Here is a 17,576-nt window from a genome sequence, read left to right as displayed (position 1 = left end):
AGTCAAAATTTGCATTATCATACTCGGCATTCAGCTCAGCGCCTAACAACGAGACGTGTAAACGGCCGGATTTAACACTAGCGCAACTGTGATGAGTAATATAGTCTCAGACCGTTTGCCGGCATGATGCCCCCCGATGACGGAACACCGAAACCGCGTATGAAAAAAAGATTCCCAACACTGCTGGCCACATTGATATGGACGGCACTATATAGCCAGCAATCGCTGGCCGGACTCGCTGAGCAATGTATGCTCGGCGTACCTACCTATGATGAGCCATTGGTCACAGGCGATCCTAATCAGCTACCGGTGCGCATTAATGCGGATAAAACCGAAGCTAATTATCCGGATAACGCCCTGTTTACTGGCAATGTTATTGTCCAACAAGGTAACAGCACCCTGACCGCTAACCAGGTTAAACTGACACAGGTGCAGAAACCCGGTGAGGCAATCCCGTTGCGTACGGTCACCGCCACCGGCGACGTTAATTACGACGATCCACAAATCAAGCTGAAAGGCCCGAAAGGCTGGTCCAACTTGAATACCAAAGACACTGATATGGATAAAGGCAAATATCAGATGGTCGGTCGTCAAGGTCGCGGTGATGCAGATTTAATGAAATTGCGCGGCAAAAACCGCTACACCATTTTGGAAAACGGGACATTCACCTCTTGTCTACCGGGTGATAATAGCTGGAGCGTTGTCGGCTCCGAAGTTATTCATGACCGCGAAGAAGAAGTGGCAGAAATCTGGAATGCCCGCTTTAAAATTGGCAAAGTGCCAGTATTCTACAGCCCCTATATGCAACTGCCGGTCGGCGATAAACGTCGTTCGGGTTTCTTGATCCCGAATGCGAAATACACCAGTAATAACGGCTTCGAATTTATGCTGCCGTACTACTGGAACATCGCACCAAACTTCGATGCCACCATTACTCCGCATTATATGGAGCGGCGTGGTATGCAGTGGCAGAATGAGTTCCGCTACCTGCTGGCACCGGGTTCCGGCACGATGGCATTGGACTGGCTACCGAGTGACCGCTTATATCACGGGCAAGATGGCAAAGAAGACGACCCTACCCGCTGGTTATACTACTGGGGTCATTCCGGCGTAATGGATAAAGTTTGGCGTTTTAACATCGACTATACCAAAGTCAGTGATCCAGATTACTTTACCGATTTAACCTCGCAATACGGCTCGACCACTGACGGCTATGCCACACAAATCTTCAGTGTGGGTTATGCTGACCAAAACTGGGATGCGACTTTGGCCTCCAAGCAGTTCCAGGTCTTTACCAACGCTGGCAACAGTAACGCCTATCGTGCCCAGCCACAGTTGGACATGAACTACTATAAAAATGATGTCGGCCCGTTTGATATGCATGTTTATGGTCAGGCGGTCAAATTCACCAGTGTGAATCCGGATAACCCAGAAGCCAGCCGTTTCCATGTCGAACCCACCATTAGCCTGCCATTATCCAACGGTTGGGGCAGCCTGAATACCGAAGCCAAACTGCTGGCAACCCACTATCAGCAGGATATTCCAAACGGTTTTGCCAGCTACTATAAAGCGCAAAATCCAAACGAAACTGTACCTGATTTAAAAGATTCGGTTAACCGCGTAATGCCACAATTCAAAGTGGATGGCAAAGTGGTATTCGATCGGCCAATGGAATGGAGCAAAGGCTTTACCCAAACGCTCGAACCACGCGTACAATACCTCTACGTGCCTTACCGCAATCAGGATGATATCTATATTTACGATACCACACTGATGCAGTCTGACTACTCGGGCTTGTTCCGTGATCGTACCTACAGCGGCCTGGATCGCATTGCTTCTGCAAATCAGGTGACGACCGGTTTAACCTCACGCATTTATGATGATGCACTGATTGAACGTTTTAACGTTTCAGTAGGTCAAATCTACTACTTTAGCCGTTCACGAACTGGTAGTAGTGAAGCTATTGATAACAGTGATGATACTGGCAGCTTGGTTTGGGCAGGTGATACCTTCTGGCGCATCAGTGATCAACTGGGCCTGAAAGGTGGTGCGCAGTATGATACCCGACTGGGCAGCCTGACGCAGGGCAATGCCATCTTCGAGTACAGAAAAGATGCAGAACGGTTGATTCAATTGAATTACCGCTATGCCAGCCCGGAATATATTCAGGCAGCAGTGCCGAATGTGAAAAGTCCTGGTTATCAGCAGGGTATTTCTCAGGTAGGTGCAACTGCCAGTTGGCCGGTGGCTGACCGCTGGGCAGTGGTCGGCGCTTATTATTACGATACCAAAGCCAATCAGCCCGCCAGCCAGTTAGTAGGCGTACAATACAACACCTGCTGTTGGGCGATAAACTTGGGTTATGAACGTAAAATCACTGGCTGGAATTCAACAGGTGAAACCAGTAAGTATGACAATAGAGTCAGTTTCAATATTGAATTACGTGGTTTGAGTAGCGACCACAACCTGGGTACCGCACAAATGCTGCGCTCAGGTATTCTGCCTTATCAAAGTGCTTTCTGATACTGTGTAACACACTGAATACAGTGAATTTTAACCCGCGATAGCGGATTACATAAATGGAAAAGGTATGAAGAACTGGAGAACGCTTATTCTCGGATTGGTCGTCTGTGCCAATACCGCGTTCGCAGCACCGCAAGAAGTTGATAAAGTTGCCGCCGTGGTCGATAACGGCGTCGTTCTACAAAGTGATGTCGATGGCTTGTTACAATCAGTAAAACTGAACGCACAACAGTCCGGGCAACAGGTTCCAGATGATGCGACATTGCGCCATCAAATTCTTGAGCGTCTGATCATGGATAATATCCAATTACAGATGGCGAAAAAGATGGGTATAACTATCAGTGATGAAGCATTGGATAAAGCTATTGCTGATATCGCTGCGCAAAACCGGATGACTGCGGCACAAATGCGTAGCCGTTTGGCTGCTGATGGTTTGAACTACGACACTTACCGCGAGCAGATCCGCAAAGAAATGCTGACATCGGAAGTGCGCAACAACGAAGTGCGTCGTCGGATAACTATTCTGCCGCAGGAAGTAGAATCGCTGGCCAAACAAGTAGGTAATCAAACCAGTGGTGACGCGGAGCTGAACCTTAGCCACATCCTGATCCCCCTGCCAGAGAATCCATCCCAGCAGCAAGTTGATCAGGCTGAAGATCTGGCTAAAAGACTGGTGACCGAGATTAAAGGCGGCGCTGATTTTGGTAAATTAGCGATTGCCAACTCCGCAGACTCTCAGGCACTGAAAGGTGGTCAAATGGGCTGGGGCAAATTACAAGAGTTGCCATCACTGTTCGCTGAAAGACTGCAATCAGCCAATAAAGGTGATGTGGTCGGCCCAATCCGTTCTGGTGTTGGCTTCCACATCCTGAAAGTCAATGATATCCGTGGCGCAGATAAAACGGTTTCAGTGACTGAAGTTCACGCCCGCCACATCTTGCTAAAACCGTCACCGGTGATGACCGATGACCAGGCTCGTGCCAAGTTGACAGCGGCGGCTGCGGATATTAAGAGCGGTAAAAGCAGTTTTGCGACAATTGCCAAAGAGATTTCTCAGGATCCAGGTTCAGCGATGCAAGGCGGTGATCTGGGTTGGGCCTCACCAGATATTTATGATCCCGCATTCCGTGATGCTGTAATGAAGCTGAGTAAAGGCGAAATCAGTGCACCGGTTCACTCCTCATTCGGCTGGCACTTAATTCAGCTCGTCGATACCCGTCAGGTAGATAAAACAGATGCGGCGCAGAAAGACAGGGCGTACCGTATGCTCTTTAGCCGCAAGTTTGCTGAAGAAGCTCAAACCTGGATGCAAGAGCAGCGTGCCGCTGCTTATGTGAAAATTCTTGATGGTAGTGATGCAAAACCACAATAATCGTATTGTTATTACCCCCGGCGAACCTGCCGGGGTTGGTCCGGATTTAGTTATCGAGCTGGCACAGCAGGATTGGCCTGTCGAGCTAGTGGTGTGTGCTGATCCAATCTTGCTAGCTGAACGTGCTAAAAAACTTAATCTGCCATTACAGCTACATGAATATCAGCAACATAAACCCGCGTTGCCACAACGCGCGGGGTCACTGACTATCTTGCCAGTGAACACAGCCACTGAGGTGACAGAAGGTCAGCTTGATGTCAAAAACAGCCACTATGTAGTAGAGACGCTGGCTAGAGCCTGTGATGGGGCAATCAGTGGCGAATTTGCCGCATTGGTTACCGGCCCGGTACAAAAAAGTATTATCAATGATGCAGGTATCCCATTTATCGGGCATACCGAATTTTTTGCTGATCGCAGCCTCTGCTCGCGGGTAGTGATGATGTTGGCGACAGAAGAGCTACGCGTTGCTCTGGCTACAACTCACCTGCCGTTGTTTGAAGTACCGGGTGCAATTACTCAGGCCAGCTTGCATGAAGTGATCACTATTCTTGACCGTGACCTGAAAACCAAATTTGGCATTAAGCGGCCGCAAATCTATGTCTGTGGGCTTAATCCACATGCGGGCGAAGGTGGTCACATGGGCCACGAAGAGATCGATACCATTATTCCCGCGTTGGATGCCCTACGCCAACAAGGGATTAACCTTATCGGTCCCCTACCGGCAGATACACTATTTCAGCCGAAATATCTGCAACATGCAGATGCTGTCCTCGCGATGTATCATGATCAAGGGCTGCCAGTGCTGAAATATCAAGGGTTTGGTCGGGCAGTCAATATCACTCTCGGTTTACCTTTTATCCGCACTTCTGTGGATCACGGTACCGCTTTAGAACTCGCCGCAACCGGTACTGCCGATGTTGGTAGTTTCATTACGGCATTAAATTTAGCCATTAAAATGATAAATAACAGCAATGAATAATAGAGTCCACCAAGGGCACTTTGCCCGCAAACGCTTTGGACAAAACTTTTTAAACGATCAGTTTGTCATCGACAGCATTGTCTCCGCTATTCACCCGGTTCCCGGTGAAGCAGTGGTTGAAATCGGCCCCGGCTTAGGTGCGTTAACAGAACCCGTCGCAGCACGTATGGATCATATGACCGTGATCGAGTTGGATCGCGATCTGGCGGCGCGGTTGGCCAGCCACCCACAACTGAAAGATAAGCTGACTATCCATCAAGAAGATGCGATGAAAATCAACTTTTCCGAGTTGGCGGAGCAGGCAGGGCAGTCGTTACGGGTATTTGGTAACTTGCCATACAACATCTCAACGCCGCTAATGTTCCATCTTTTCAGCTATACTAATGCTATTCGCGACATGCATTTCATGTTGCAAAAAGAGGTTGTTAACCGCTTGGTTGCCGGCCCTAACAGTAAAGCTTATGGTCGTCTTACAGTCATGGCGCAATACTATTGCAACGTCATTCCTGTGCTGGAAGTACCGCCAACGGCATTTACCCCAGCCCCTAAAGTTGACTCCGCAGTGGTACGCCTGATCCCGCATGTGAACATGCCAAATCCGGTGGGTGATGTGCGGATGCTTACCCGTATTACTACGCAAGCTTTCAACCAGCGCAGGAAAACCGTGCGTAACAGCTTGGGGGATTTATTCACCTCAGAGCAGTTAATCGAATTAGGTATTGACCCAATACTGCGGGCAGAGAATATTTCGGTAGCGCAGTACTGTAAGCTGGCAAACTGGCTTTCAGCTCAATCGACATCGCAAGAATAAGCAGGAGCACACTATGATTGAACAGCCCCGCGTTTGTGTACAGGTGCAAAGTATCTATGTGGAAACCCAATCGATACCTGAAGAGGAGCGTTTCGTCTTCGCCTATACTGTGACGATTCGTAATCTGGGCCGTTCAAATGTGCAACTGATTGGCCGCTATTGGTTAATTACCAATAGCAATGGTCGCCAAACTGAAGTTCAGGGTGAAGGGGTCATCGGCGAGCAGCCGTTGATCCTGCCAGGTAATGAGTTCCAATACACCAGCGGCGCGGTTCTGGAAACGCCTCTGGGTACCATGGAAGGGCATTATGAGATGGTTGACCACCTCGGTCAGGCTTTCCGTACTGCGATTCCGGTGTTCCGTTTAGCGATCCCAGCACTGATCCATTAACCTGACCTATCAATTATGTCTACTTATCTTATTGGCGATGTTCATGGCTGCCTTGATGAATTGCTGGCGCTACTCGCGCAAGTCAACTTCGATCCGCAGCAAGATACATTATGGCTAACCGGCGATTTAGTCGCCCGTGGCCCCGCTTCACTGGATGTCTTGCGCTATGTACGCTCATTAGGGCCATCGGTTCGCATGGTGCTGGGTAACCACGACATACATTTACTGGCGGTGTACGCGGGTATTAGCCGCAATAAACCCAAAGATCATATTACGCCCTTGCTTGAAGCACCTGACGCTGATGAGCTGATTAATTGGCTGCGTCGCCAGCCAGTATTACAAGTCGATGATCATTTAAAAATAATCATGGCTCATGCGGGTATCTCACCACAATGGGATATCGAAACGGCCCAAATGTGCGCGCGTGAAGTAGAGGCTGTATTAAGCAGTGACAGCTATCCGTTGTTTCTCGACGCCATGTATGGCGATATGCCAAATAACTGGTCTCCAGAGCTATCTGGGCTGGCGCGTTTACGGTTTAGCACCAATGCACTGACCCGGATGCGCTATTGTTTCCCTAACGGGCAACTGGATATGATCTGTAAAGATACGCCAGAAAATGCCCCTGCCCCACTCAAACCGTGGTTTGACCTACCAAGACGTGTCTCCCCTGAATATTCAATTATTTTTGGTCACTGGGCATCACTGGAAGGTAAAGGTGTCCCTGAGGGCATTTATGGGCTGGATACCGGTTGCTGCTGGGGAGGCGATTTAACGCTGTTACGCTGGGAAGATAAACGTTATTTCACGCAACATGCTTTTAAAGTCGAGGCTGAAATAACCAACGCTGATGAAATAGCCGCAGCAGCAAAAGATCCCACTAGTTACTTGTAATATATAAATAACCAGGCACTAAGGATTAAAAAAAGCCTGTTAATAAACAGGCTTTTAAATTTTAGATGACAGCAACAATTAGCGTCTCTCAAGGATCTCGAAGCAATAACTGTGCGAATTCGCGTTATCTGCATCGTGGAACTCACTGAAGGTACTTTCCCATTCATCAGGCTCATAATCAGGGAAATGGGTATCGCCCCCCACCTCAGCATCAATATGTGTAAGATACATACGATTAGCACGGCCTAAAAATTGCTTATAGACACGCCCGCCCCCCATCACCATGACTTCTTCTGTATCGCCAGCTAAAGTGAGCGCTTGCTCAATTGAGCTTGCCCACGTCACTCGGTCATCAGTCCCAGGTTGGCTGCTAATAACAATATTCAACCGCCCCGGTAGCGGGCGACCAATTGATTCGAAGGTCTTACGCCCCATAATTACCGGTTTATTTAGCGTGTTACGTTTGAACCAGGCTAAATCAGCCGGTAAGTGCCACGGCATGGCGTTTTCCATACCAATAATGCGATCCGCTGCCAACGCAGCGATCAGGCTGATAATCATGTTTAAACCCTGTAGGCTGCAAGAGCCAGTACCGAAAAATTGCTCACACTATACGTAAAGCCTAATCAAGCGTCGATAGCGATAAGCAGGCTAATCACACATATAAGATTGCTCTTAGCCCGAGACAATAACAGAGAAGAAAAAAAACCTTATACACCAGGACGTTTGCGATATAACCATAATCCTGGCAAAGATAAACCGATCGACAACGCACCAACGATAAATGACGCTTTCAAGAAATTGGTCACCATAGTAGACATCAATTCCTCGCTGTAGCCTAGGTGAGAAATTTCCACCACGGATATCATCGCGGTATAGGCTGAAATCCCAGGAAACATCGGAATGACGGCGGCAACAGTGAAAACTTTTGGGTGTGCCAGCAACCAACGTGACCAGTTGATTCCTATCACTCCGATCAATATTGAAGCGAGTAATGAAGCCATTTCGATATTCATGCCGAAATGAATCATCAGCATACGCGAGCCATGACCAACCGCCCCCAAGAGTGCGCAATAACGTAATGCTCGCACCGGCACATTAAAAACCATCGCAAAACCCAGCGCCGGAATAGCGGCCAGCACCATGTCTTGTAGTAATGCCCAGAGTAAACTCACGACCACCCCCGCAATCCCCACAGTGCCATTGCGAATATCACCCCAATGCAGGTTGATAACGTTAATAAGCTTGCCATAGCCCAGCGGGCCAGGCCGGTATTAACATGCCCTTTAAACATATCGGCGACCGCATTGATCAACGGAAAACCTGGCACTAATAACAACACGCTAGCGGCCATCGCCACACTGGATGCCTCATGGAAAAACGGTAAGCGCATTAACAGCCCAGAAACAGAGGTCGCGACAAAAGCGGTGATACAAAAATTAATCAGCGGGTTCATATGACGAGCCGTCAGGCTCTGGCGCACAAACATCGCCAGCCCACTAGCCAAAAAAGTGATGGAAAACGCATCCCAACCGCCACCATTTAACTTGCTAAAACAGCCACATGATAGGGCAACCATCACCACGACCAACCAACGTGGGTAACGCAAAGGCTTGATATGCTCAAAGCGTTTTTCCACATCTTTTGCATCCAACAAGCGATGTTCCGCCATGATCACAATATGCTGTACCTCCGTCACAACATGCATATTGATACCACGGTCAGTATTTTTGCGGGTGGATGTCAGGCAATTCCCCTGACTAATGGTGGTCAGCACCACTGCGTTAGCTGAGATAGAACTCTCCACGCTGTCCATGCCCAGCGCCATCCCAAGCCGCGCGGACAACTGCTCAACCAGCATACTTTCTGCCCCATGCTGCAACAACAAGAGTGCGCATTTGATGCACAACCGCGTAATTTCTCGCTGCTGTTGATGCGAAACATTACTGCTTATTACATTGTCCAGGCTCATATTTGTGCATCACTATCCGTCAAAAAGGAAAAAATCGCTTTAACCCCATCACTACAGACAACCAAACTGCCGTAAATAACCAATAAGAATAATGCGAGAAAAGCTCAGTGGCGTTATCATCGCCAGAACGCACCATTCTCAATCGGTAATTCTGATGCTTGAAACTTCTTTGTTCGTCGCGACCCTGGCTACATTGGGAATGCTCTCCCCCGGCCCGGATTTCTTTTTGGTGATCAAAAATGCGGCCCGCTATCGCCGCCCTGCTGCAATGATGACAGCGCTCGGCGTCATTTTGGGTGTTGCCACCCATATGTCTTATTGCGTGGCTGGCCTGGCGGTGGTTATTACCACCACGCCGTGGCTGTTCAATTTTCTGAAATATGCCGGAGCCTGCTATTTGATCTGGATTGGTATTCAGGCGCTGCTGTCGCGTGGCGAAAGTAAACTCAGCATCGACAACACCATGCTATCCCCCATCACACTGAAAGCCGCATTTTTGCAGGGATACCTTTGCAATCTATTGAATCCCAAAGCGACTCTCTTCTTCCTCGCCGTTTTCACACAAATATTACAGATTAACTCTGGCGTGGGTGAAAAACTGTGGTACGCCTCAATCATTTGGGTACTTGCCGTTATCTGGTGGCCGCTGCTGGTGATTTTAATCCAAAGTGCGCCAGTGCGCCGTGGTTTGGCAAAAGCACAAAAAGTTGTCGATAAATTACTAGGTGGACTATTAATTGGGTTGGGTATCAAAGTAGCACTAAGCTAGCAGCACCAGCATTGAATTGCCCCAAAGCCTACTATCTACAATTCAGTGAGAGCTAACATTGGTGAAGATCAATGTTGTTTATGAACAATATTATTGTTTATGAATAATACATTTGTTTATAAAAAATACTGTCTTCGCGGGTAAAAACTGCGACTTTATATCCAAAGTAATTGGAGTTGCAGGTAGGCAGCAAACGAATAAGTCCCGATGAGCTTACATCAGTAAGTGATTCGGGTGACAAATCGGTCAGGAACCGATTTGAACGCTGCTTGCAGCGGCCTCGCAGAGGCGAGGCCCATGGACGGGCCGAGTAACGAACGTAGCTAACACCCCTGCGGCTTCAAGTACGCAGGATATGCGAGCATAAAAAAGGGCGATGTCTCCATCGCCCTGCTGTTTATACCTAAGATTAACCTTTCATGTTCTTAATCTTGGCATGCATTTCTTGCACTGAAGTCACTTGCTCGGTAGGGTCCGCATTCAGCGCCATTGCCGTGGCAAAGCCGCCATTCAAAGTGGTGTCGTAATGCACTTTATATTGCAGCGCACTGCGGCGGATCAGTTTGGAGTCTTCAATCGCCTGACGCCCAGCCGTGGTATTCACAATATAAGTGTATTCACCATTCTTGATACGGTCCTGAATGTGTGGACGGCCTTCATGCACCTTGTTGACCAGACGTGGATTTATCCCAGCCTCGCCCAATACCACCGCAGTGCCGTGGGTGGCATCCAGTTCAAAGCCCTGTTTTAGCAACTTCGCTGCTAAATCAACGACCCGATGCTTATCGCCCTCGCGCACCGATAACAGCGCACGACCACTTTTTTTCATACCAGATTGACTGCCCAGCATCGCTTTAGAGAAAGCTTCGGCAAAGGTACGACCAACCCCCATCACTTCACCGGTAGAGCGCATTTCTGGCCCTAAAATCGGATCGACACCGGGGAATTTATTGAATGGCAGCACCACTTCTTTGACCGAATAGTAAGGCGGAATAATCTCTTCCAGAACACCTTGCTGTGCCAATGTCTGCCCCACCATCACGCGGGCGGCAATTTTTGCCAGTGGCATCCCAGTGGCTTTAGACACGAATGGCACAGTACGGGCGGCACGCGGGTTAACCTCAATCAGGTAAACCTCATTGTTCTTCACCGCAAATTGCACGTTCATCAAGCCGCGAACACACAACTCAAAGGCCAGTTTTTCCACTTGCTGGCGCATCACATCCTGAATTTCTTTACTCAGGGTGTAAGCGGGCAATGAACAGGCTGAGTCACCGGAGTGAACCCCTGCTTGCTCGATGTGCTCCATAATGCCGCCAATCAACACACGCTCACCATCACAAATGGCATCCACATCGACTTCTACCGCATCATCAAGGAAGCGATCCAGCAGCACTGGCGCATCATTTGACACACTGACAGCATTTTGGAAGTAACGGCGCAGGTCAACTTCGTCATAGACGATTTCCATTGCGCGGCCCCCCAACACATAAGAGGGGCGAACCACCAGCGGATAACCCAAACCTGCCGCTTTTTCAACTGCTTGCTCGATAGTCGCTACCGTGGCGTTAGCCGGTTGTTTCAGGCCCAAACGGTTTACCGCCTGTTGGAAACGCTCGCGGTCTTCGGCGCGATCAATCGCATCCGGGCTGGTACCGATAATCGGCACACCGGCAGCTTCCAATTCACGGGCCAATTTCAATGGCGTCTGGCCACCGTATTGCACGATAACGCCTTGTGGCTTCTCGATACGCACGATTTCCAGCACATCTTCCAGTGTGACTGACTCAAAGTAGAGGCGATCAGAGGTATCGTAGTCAGTCGAAACCGTCTCAGGGTTACAGTTCACCATGATGGTCTCATAACCGTCTTCACGCAGGGCCAGTGACGCGTGTACGCAGCAATAGTCGAATTCAATCCCCTGACCAATACGGTTCGGCCCACCACCCAGCACCATAATTTTCGGGCGGTCGCGGGTTGGGTTGGATTCACACTCTTCCTCGTAGGTTGAATACATATAGGCGGTATCAGTTGAAAATTCAGCCGCACAGGTATCAACGCGTTTATAAACCGGATGCAAGCCGTGCTTGTAACGCAATTTGCGCACTTCACCTTCTGTTGCGCCCACCAGTTTTGCCAGTCGGGAGTCAGCGAAACCTTTGCGCTTCAACTGGCGCATGAATTCAGTATTCAAGCCATTAATACCGCACTCCGCTACACTCTCTTCCAGCCGGACCAGCTCTTCAATCTGCACCAGGAACCAGCGGTCTACATTGGTCAGATTGAAAACACCATCAACTGACATACCAGCACGGAAAGCATCGGCGATATACCAGATACGGTCAGAACCCGCTTCTTTCAGTTCGCGGCGAATTTTGGTCAGCGCTTCCGGATCATCTAAACTCACTTTCGGGTCAAAACCGGTCGCACCCACTTCTAATCCGCGCAGTGCTTTTTGCAGTGATTCCTGCAAAGTGCGGCCAATCGCCATTACTTCGCCGACGGACTTCATCTGGGTGGTCAAGCGGTCATTGGCACCAGCAAACTTTTCGAAGTTAAACCGCGGAATTTTAGTCACAACGTAGTCGATGGATGGCTCAAAAGAGGCCGGAGTGCGGCCACCAGTGATGTCATTCATCAATTCATCCAGCGTATAACCCACGGCCAGCTTGGCGGCAATCTTGGCAATCGGGAAGCCGGTGGCTTTAGAGGCCAGAGCGGAGGAGCGAGACACGCGTGGGTTCATTTCAATAATAATCAAACGGCCATTTTTCGGGTTAACCGAGAACTGCACGTTGGAGCCACCGGTTTCTACGCCGATTTCACGCAGCACTGCCATCGAGGCATTACGCATGATTTGGTATTCTTTGTCGGTCAGCGTCTGAGCCGGTGCCACAGTGATGGAATCACCGGTATGGATGCCCATCGCATCGAAGTTTTCAATTGAGCAGACAATGATGCAGTTGTCGTTTTTATCACGCACCACTTCCATCTCATACTCTTTCCAACCAATCAGTGACTCATCGATCAACAACTCTTTAGTGGGTGATAAATCCAGCCCACGTTCGCAGATCTCTTCAAACTCTTCGCGGTTATACGCGATGCCGCCACCGGAGCCACCCATAGTAAAGGATGGGCGGATAATACAGGGGAAGCCGACATCAGCCGCAACAGCCAGCGCTTCTTCCATGTTATGTGCAATACCTGAACGCGCTGTATCCAAACCAATTTTCTTCATCGCAATATCAAAGCGACGGCGGTCTTCGGCTTTATCAATAGCATCGGCGGTGGCACCAATCATGGTGACACCAAACTCAGCCAGCACACCTTGACGTTCCAGTTCCAATGCACAGTTCAGTGCGGTTTGACCGCCCATGGTTGGTAACACTGCGTCTGGGCGCTCTTTTTCAATAATTTTGCGCACCACTTCCCAGTGAATCGGCTCGATATAAGTTGCATCCGCCATTTCTGGATCAGTCATGATAGTCGCAGGGTTAGAGTTCACCAGAATGACACGGTAACCCTCTTCACGCAGTGCTTTACAAGCCTGAGCACCGGAGTAGTCAAACTCACAGGCCTGGCCGATAACAATCGGGCCAGCGCCCAGAATCAGGATGCTTTTTATATCTGTACGTTTTGGCATGGTTTGACGCTCCTGATTATTTATTGGTATGGCTAGCGGTGGCGCGATAAGCTTCAATCAGCTCAATAAAATGATCGAACAGTGGGGCTGCATCATGCGGGCCTGGGCTGGCTTCCGGATGGCCTTGGAAGCTGAAAGCGGCTTTATCGGTACGGTGAATCCCTTGCAGGGAACCATCAAATAAGGACACATGCGTAGTGCGCAGGTTGGATGGCAATGAGGTTTCATCTACCGCAAAACCGTGGTTCTGCGCGGTGATCATCACGCAATTGGCATCCAAATCTTTCACCGGATGGTTACCACCGTGGTGGCCAAACTTCATTTTTACCGTTTTTGCACCACTGGCCAGCGCCAGTAATTGGTGGCCTAAACAGATGCCGAACACCGGAATATCGGTTTCCAGAAAACGTTTAATGGCCGCGATAGCATAATCACATGGCTCAGGGTCGCCCGGGCCGTTGGATAAGAAGATACCATCCGGATTGAGTTTCAAAACTTCTTCCGCCGGAGTCTGTGCCGGAACGACTGTCAGGCGGCAACCTCGGTCCACCAACATGCGCAGGATATTGCGTTTCACGCCATAATCGTAAGCCACTACATGGAACGGCAAATCTTCTGGTTGCTTCGCCGCCGGTAGGTCGCCTTCCAGTGTCCAACTACCTTGCAGCCAGTCATAACGCTCTTGGGTGGTTACTTCTTTTGCCAAATCCATTCCCTTCAAGCCGGGGAATGCTTTCGCTTTTTCCAGCGCCAATGCGGCATCAGACAAGTCACCCACAATAATGCAGCCGTTTTGTGCCCCTTTCTCACGCAACAAACGCGTCAGCTTGCGGGTATCAATATCCGCAATCGCCACAATGTTGTGACGTTTGAGATACTCAGCCAAGCCTTCTTCATTACGGTAGTTGCTGGCAATCAATGGCAGGTCGCGAATAACCAGACCTTGGGCGTGTACTGCGGAGGATTCTTCATCGGAGGCATTGGTGCCGACATTGCCGATATGAGGATAAGTAAGAGTAACGATCTGGCGGGAGTAGGAAGGATCAGTGAGGATTTCTTGATAACCGGTCATCGACGTATTGAAGACCACTTCCCCCACTGCCGTACCCTCTGCCCCGATGGCCCGACCGTGAAATTGGGTTCCGTCTTCGAGAACCAATAGCGCTGACTTAATCAAAACATCCTCCAGGGGAATAAACAGTCACATTATTTGCATATTAATTCACATATAGCGATCTAAATCAATGCAAAAACCGCTCTCAAAGCTAATTTTTGGCAAATTGGGCGCATTTTAATGATGGGTGACGCTTTTGTCTAGCCAAAGTGCCATTTTTTCTCTGTTTTTTACCGTTTTCATTAAATTGAGTGGTTTATCGAGGTAAAAACACAAGCTAACTTAACATAGTAAACGGTTGCGAGGGTGAGTCATCAAGAAATATCGTTTTTCGGCAGTGAAAACAAGATATAGCGATTAATGGAGAGCTTTAGAGGGTTAAAAACACCATAAAACATAACAAAATAGATGTCATAAATAAAAAAATATACAAAACACCAATTTAAGCAAGATAATAAAAAAGGACAATAAAATATTGCCCTATTATCAAACCATTATGATAAAAATTACCACATCGCTGATTTTACTTATACCGTTAAAGTTCGTTCAGATTCAGTACATCACGCATGTCAAACAAGCCATTATCACGCTCAGAGACCCAAAGGGCTGATTTAACCGCGCCATTGGCAAAAGTCATACGACTGGTGGCTTTATGAGTGATCTCAACCCGCTCGCCAATATCGGCAAACATGGCGGTATGCTCCCCGACGATATCGCCAGCACGTACGGTCGCGAAACCGATAGTCCCTGGTTTGCGCTCACCGGTATGGCCTTCACGGCTATAAACTGCGCAATCCTTCAATGACCAGCCTAACGAATCGGCAATTGCTTCGCCCATCGCCAAAGCAGTACCTGACGGCGCATCCACTTTATGGCGATGATGCGCTTCAATAATTTCAATATCGGTGTAATCACCCATCACTTTGGCCGCCTTCTCAAGCAGCTTAAGCACCACATTGACGCCAACACTAAAGTTAGCCGCGAATACGATACCGATATCAGCCGTAGCCTCTTGGATAGCAGCCTTACCTGCCTCATCAAAGCCAGTGGTACCAATCACCATCGCTTTGCGCCACTTACGGCAAATGGCTAAATGTTCCAGCGTGCCTTCAGGGCGGGTAAAGTCGATCAAAACATCGAAATGATCCGTTACCTTGGATACATCATCGCTTACCGTGACATTCAACATACCAATACCGGCCAACTCGCCCGCATCACTGCCGACCAAAGTAGAACCTACTCGCTCAATGGCGGCTCCCAGCACCACACCTTCGCTCTGTGCCACGGCCTGAATAAGTTGCCGTCCCATGCGCCCACCCGCACCAACCACAGCAATTCGAATTGTTGAATCAGTCATAAACCCTCTTAATATTGTGTCATCTATCCTGAGCAGGGTTCAGATTAGCTGCCCGTTAAGGACTCTGCCAGCCTATTTAATCTGTATTAGAAAAAAATGATATACGCTCGTTTTTATCAGTGAAACCTCTCATTATCTTACACAACCTTATTCAATCCGTTATCTGATGAATTTCAGTGAGATAAAAATGCCATATTCAATTCGATACGGATCATAACGCTTAATTTCTCACCGTATAGTTATTTCGCATACTCATGCAGTTGTAACGATATACAGCCATAAAAAAAGCAGCCACTGCGGCTGCTTTTTAACACTGAATTCACACATGAGTTAGTCGATCTGCTTCACATCAACACGCAACTCTTTAGGGACTTCAAAGACAATACTCTCTTCACGCCCCGTCAGCTCAATTGACTCGCCAGCACCGAGCGCTTGCAAGCGTGCAATCACTTGTTGCACCAGAATATCCGGTGCAGATGCTCCAGCAGTGACGCCTATGCGTGCCGCTCCGTGCAGCCAGGCGTCCTGAATATCAGCAGCAGAATCAATCAGATAAGCAGGTTTACCCATCCGCTGGGCCAGTTCAGCCAAACGGTTGGAGTTAGACGAGTTTTTCGAACCAACCACCAGGACAATATCGGCATCATTGGCGAGATCACGTACCGCTTCTTGCCGGTTAGTGGTGGCATAACAGATATCATCTTTACGCGGGCCGACTATCTTTGGAAAACGCTGATGCAAAGCATCGATAATCGCTGAAGTATCGTCAACAGACAAAGTGGTCTGCGTCATAAAGCACAGATTACTCTCATCTTTAACCTTCAGCTGCCAGACATCATCAGGTGACTCGACCAGATACATTCCCCCTTGCGGGTTACTGTATTGCCCCATCGTCCCTTCCACTTCTGGGTGCCCCGCGTGGCCAATCAGAATGGCTTCTTTACCCTTACGGCTGGCACGCGCAACCTCCATATGGACTTTGGTCACTAATGGGCAGGTGGCGTCAAACAGCATAGTCAATTTACGCGCACGGGCTTCGGCACGGACCGCCTGCGACACGCCGTGAGCCGAGAAAATCAAAATGGAGCCATCGGGCACCTCTGAGATTTCCTCAATAAAGATAGCTCCGCGGCCACGTAAGCTGTCGACCACGTAGCGGTTATGCACCACTTCGTGACGCACATAGATAGGTGCGCCATACATTTCAATGGCGCGTTCAACAATACTGATAGCCCGATCAACCCCGGCACAAAAGCCGCGTGGATTAGCCAGCAATATCTGCATGTATTACCTCCTGTCGGGGGTCAATCTCCAGCACTTCAATGTCAAAGCTGACGATGTGCCCAGCCAACGGGTGATTAAAATCAACAGTAATCGACTCTTCTGCGACTTCCCGCACCACACCTGGCATTTCACTGCCGTCACGAGTGGTAAACAACATGATAGTCCCGGCATCAGGAACACCGGTTTGCGCAAAATCGCGCTGCGTAAAGTACTGAATCAAATCAGGGCTTTCCACACCAAAGGCATCCTCAGGCTGCAAGCTAAAAGTGTGCTTGTCACCTACCTTTAAGCCTATCAACTGTTGCTCCAGCGCATCGGAAAGGCTGTTATCGCCTAACCGAAATAACGCGGGTTTCCCATGAATATGGGTCGATTCTGCCGTAGAGCCATCTTCCAGCTTCAAAGTGAAATGTACCAATACGGCACTATTTTCTTTTACTTGATAGCCTTGTTCTTGCTCTGACATC

General features: G+C 49.0%; 15 protein-coding genes. 7 read left to right on the top strand and 8 right to left on the bottom strand.

What is annotated here, in order from left to right:
* The first annotated feature begins 159 nt into the window (after positions 1-159).
* The 6 genes from lptD to apaH all read left to right on the top strand — a co-directional run bounded on the left by lptD (position 160) and on the right by apaH (position 6,970).
* Positions 160-2,523: an LPS assembly protein LptD gene (gene lptD / locus AT01_RS15515; protein ID WP_042547778.1), complete on the top strand. Its 2,364-nt coding sequence runs from the start codon at positions 160-162 to the stop codon at positions 2,521-2,523.
* A gap of 67 nt (positions 2,524-2,590) precedes the next feature.
* The gene (surA, locus tag AT01_RS15510; protein WP_042547777.1) at positions 2,591-3,895 is read left to right on the top strand and encodes a peptidylprolyl isomerase SurA; all 1,305 of its coding nucleotides are present in this window, start codon (positions 2,591-2,593) and stop codon (positions 3,893-3,895) included.
* Complete coding sequence (gene pdxA, locus AT01_RS15505; protein ID WP_042547776.1) at positions 3,879-4,874, top strand: 4-hydroxythreonine-4-phosphate dehydrogenase PdxA; 996 nt, start codon at positions 3,879-3,881, stop codon at positions 4,872-4,874. The genes surA and pdxA overlap by 17 nt, the downstream gene beginning before the upstream one ends.
* Positions 4,867-5,685 carry a 16S rRNA (adenine(1518)-N(6)/adenine(1519)-N(6))-dimethyltransferase RsmA gene (rsmA, locus tag AT01_RS15500; RefSeq protein WP_042547775.1) on the top strand — a complete coding sequence of 273 codons (819 nt, stop codon included), beginning with the start codon at positions 4,867-4,869 and terminating at the stop codon, positions 5,683-5,685. The genes pdxA and rsmA overlap by 8 nt, the downstream gene beginning before the upstream one ends.
* Positions 5,686-5,698: 13 nt before the next feature.
* Positions 5,699-6,076, top strand: coding sequence for a Co2+/Mg2+ efflux protein ApaG (gene apaG / locus AT01_RS15495; RefSeq protein WP_042547774.1), 378 nt, complete (start codon positions 5,699-5,701; stop codon positions 6,074-6,076).
* A 15-nt stretch (positions 6,077-6,091) separates the two neighbouring features.
* A complete protein-coding gene (apaH, locus tag AT01_RS15490; RefSeq protein ID WP_042547773.1) occupies positions 6,092-6,970 on the top strand; it encodes a bis(5'-nucleosyl)-tetraphosphatase (symmetrical) ApaH in 879 nt (292 codons plus the stop codon).
* A gap of 78 nt (positions 6,971-7,048) precedes the next feature.
* On the opposite strand, the gene folA is transcribed toward apaH, so the two are convergent.
* The 3 genes from folA to AT01_RS15475 form a co-directional block, all read right to left on the bottom strand.
* Entirely contained in the window at positions 7,049-7,531 is a 483-nt protein-coding gene (gene folA, locus AT01_RS15485; protein ID WP_004702785.1) for a type 3 dihydrofolate reductase, read from the bottom strand.
* A 149-nt stretch (positions 7,532-7,680) separates the two neighbouring features.
* Positions 7,681-8,145 (bottom strand): threonine/serine exporter, encoded by a 465-nt coding sequence (locus tag AT01_RS15480; RefSeq protein ID WP_042839745.1) that lies wholly within the window; start codon positions 8,143-8,145, stop codon positions 7,681-7,683.
* Complete coding sequence (locus AT01_RS15475) at positions 8,142-8,942, bottom strand: threonine/serine exporter family protein (RefSeq protein WP_042547771.1); 801 nt, start codon at positions 8,940-8,942, stop codon at positions 8,142-8,144. Before AT01_RS15475 ends, AT01_RS15480 begins: the two co-directional genes overlap by 4 nt.
* Before the next feature lie 154 nt (positions 8,943-9,096).
* Here AT01_RS15475 and AT01_RS15470 point away from each other — a divergent pair, with 154 nt between their 5' ends.
* Positions 9,097-9,711 carry a LysE family transporter gene (locus tag AT01_RS15470; RefSeq protein ID WP_042547770.1) on the top strand — a complete coding sequence of 205 codons (615 nt, stop codon included), beginning with the start codon at positions 9,097-9,099 and terminating at the stop codon, positions 9,709-9,711.
* Positions 9,712-10,120: 409 nt separating this feature from the next.
* On the opposite strand, the gene carB is transcribed toward AT01_RS15470, so the two are convergent.
* The 5 genes from carB to fkpB all read right to left on the bottom strand — a co-directional run bounded on the left by carB (position 10,121) and on the right by fkpB (position 17,575).
* Positions 10,121-13,354 (bottom strand): carbamoyl-phosphate synthase large subunit, encoded by a 3,234-nt coding sequence (gene carB / locus AT01_RS15465; RefSeq protein WP_042547769.1) that lies wholly within the window; start codon positions 13,352-13,354, stop codon positions 10,121-10,123.
* A gap of 16 nt (positions 13,355-13,370) precedes the next feature.
* Complete coding sequence (gene carA, locus AT01_RS15460) at positions 13,371-14,531, bottom strand: glutamine-hydrolyzing carbamoyl-phosphate synthase small subunit (protein ID WP_042547768.1); 1,161 nt, start codon at positions 14,529-14,531, stop codon at positions 13,371-13,373.
* Between the two features lie 472 nt (positions 14,532-15,003).
* The gene (gene dapB / locus AT01_RS15455; protein WP_004702770.1) at positions 15,004-15,825 is read right to left on the bottom strand and encodes a 4-hydroxy-tetrahydrodipicolinate reductase; all 822 of its coding nucleotides are present in this window, start codon (positions 15,823-15,825) and stop codon (positions 15,004-15,006) included.
* Positions 15,826-16,155: 330 nt separating this feature from the next.
* Positions 16,156-17,109 (bottom strand): 4-hydroxy-3-methylbut-2-enyl diphosphate reductase, encoded by a 954-nt coding sequence (gene ispH / locus AT01_RS15450; RefSeq protein WP_042547767.1) that lies wholly within the window; start codon positions 17,107-17,109, stop codon positions 16,156-16,158.
* On the bottom strand, positions 17,090-17,575 hold the full coding sequence (fkpB, locus tag AT01_RS15445; protein WP_042547766.1) for an FKBP-type peptidyl-prolyl cis-trans isomerase: 486 nt from the start codon (positions 17,573-17,575) through the stop codon (positions 17,090-17,092). Before fkpB ends, ispH begins: the two co-directional genes overlap by 20 nt.
* Position 17,576: the final 1 nt, after the last annotated feature.

It is taken from the genome of Yersinia aldovae 670-83, assembly GCF_000834395.1.
Classification (GTDB): domain Bacteria; phylum Pseudomonadota; class Gammaproteobacteria; order Enterobacterales; family Enterobacteriaceae; genus Yersinia; species Yersinia aldovae.
Note: the sequence above shows the minus strand (reverse complement) of the source record. Positions and strands in the feature narration are given on the sequence as shown.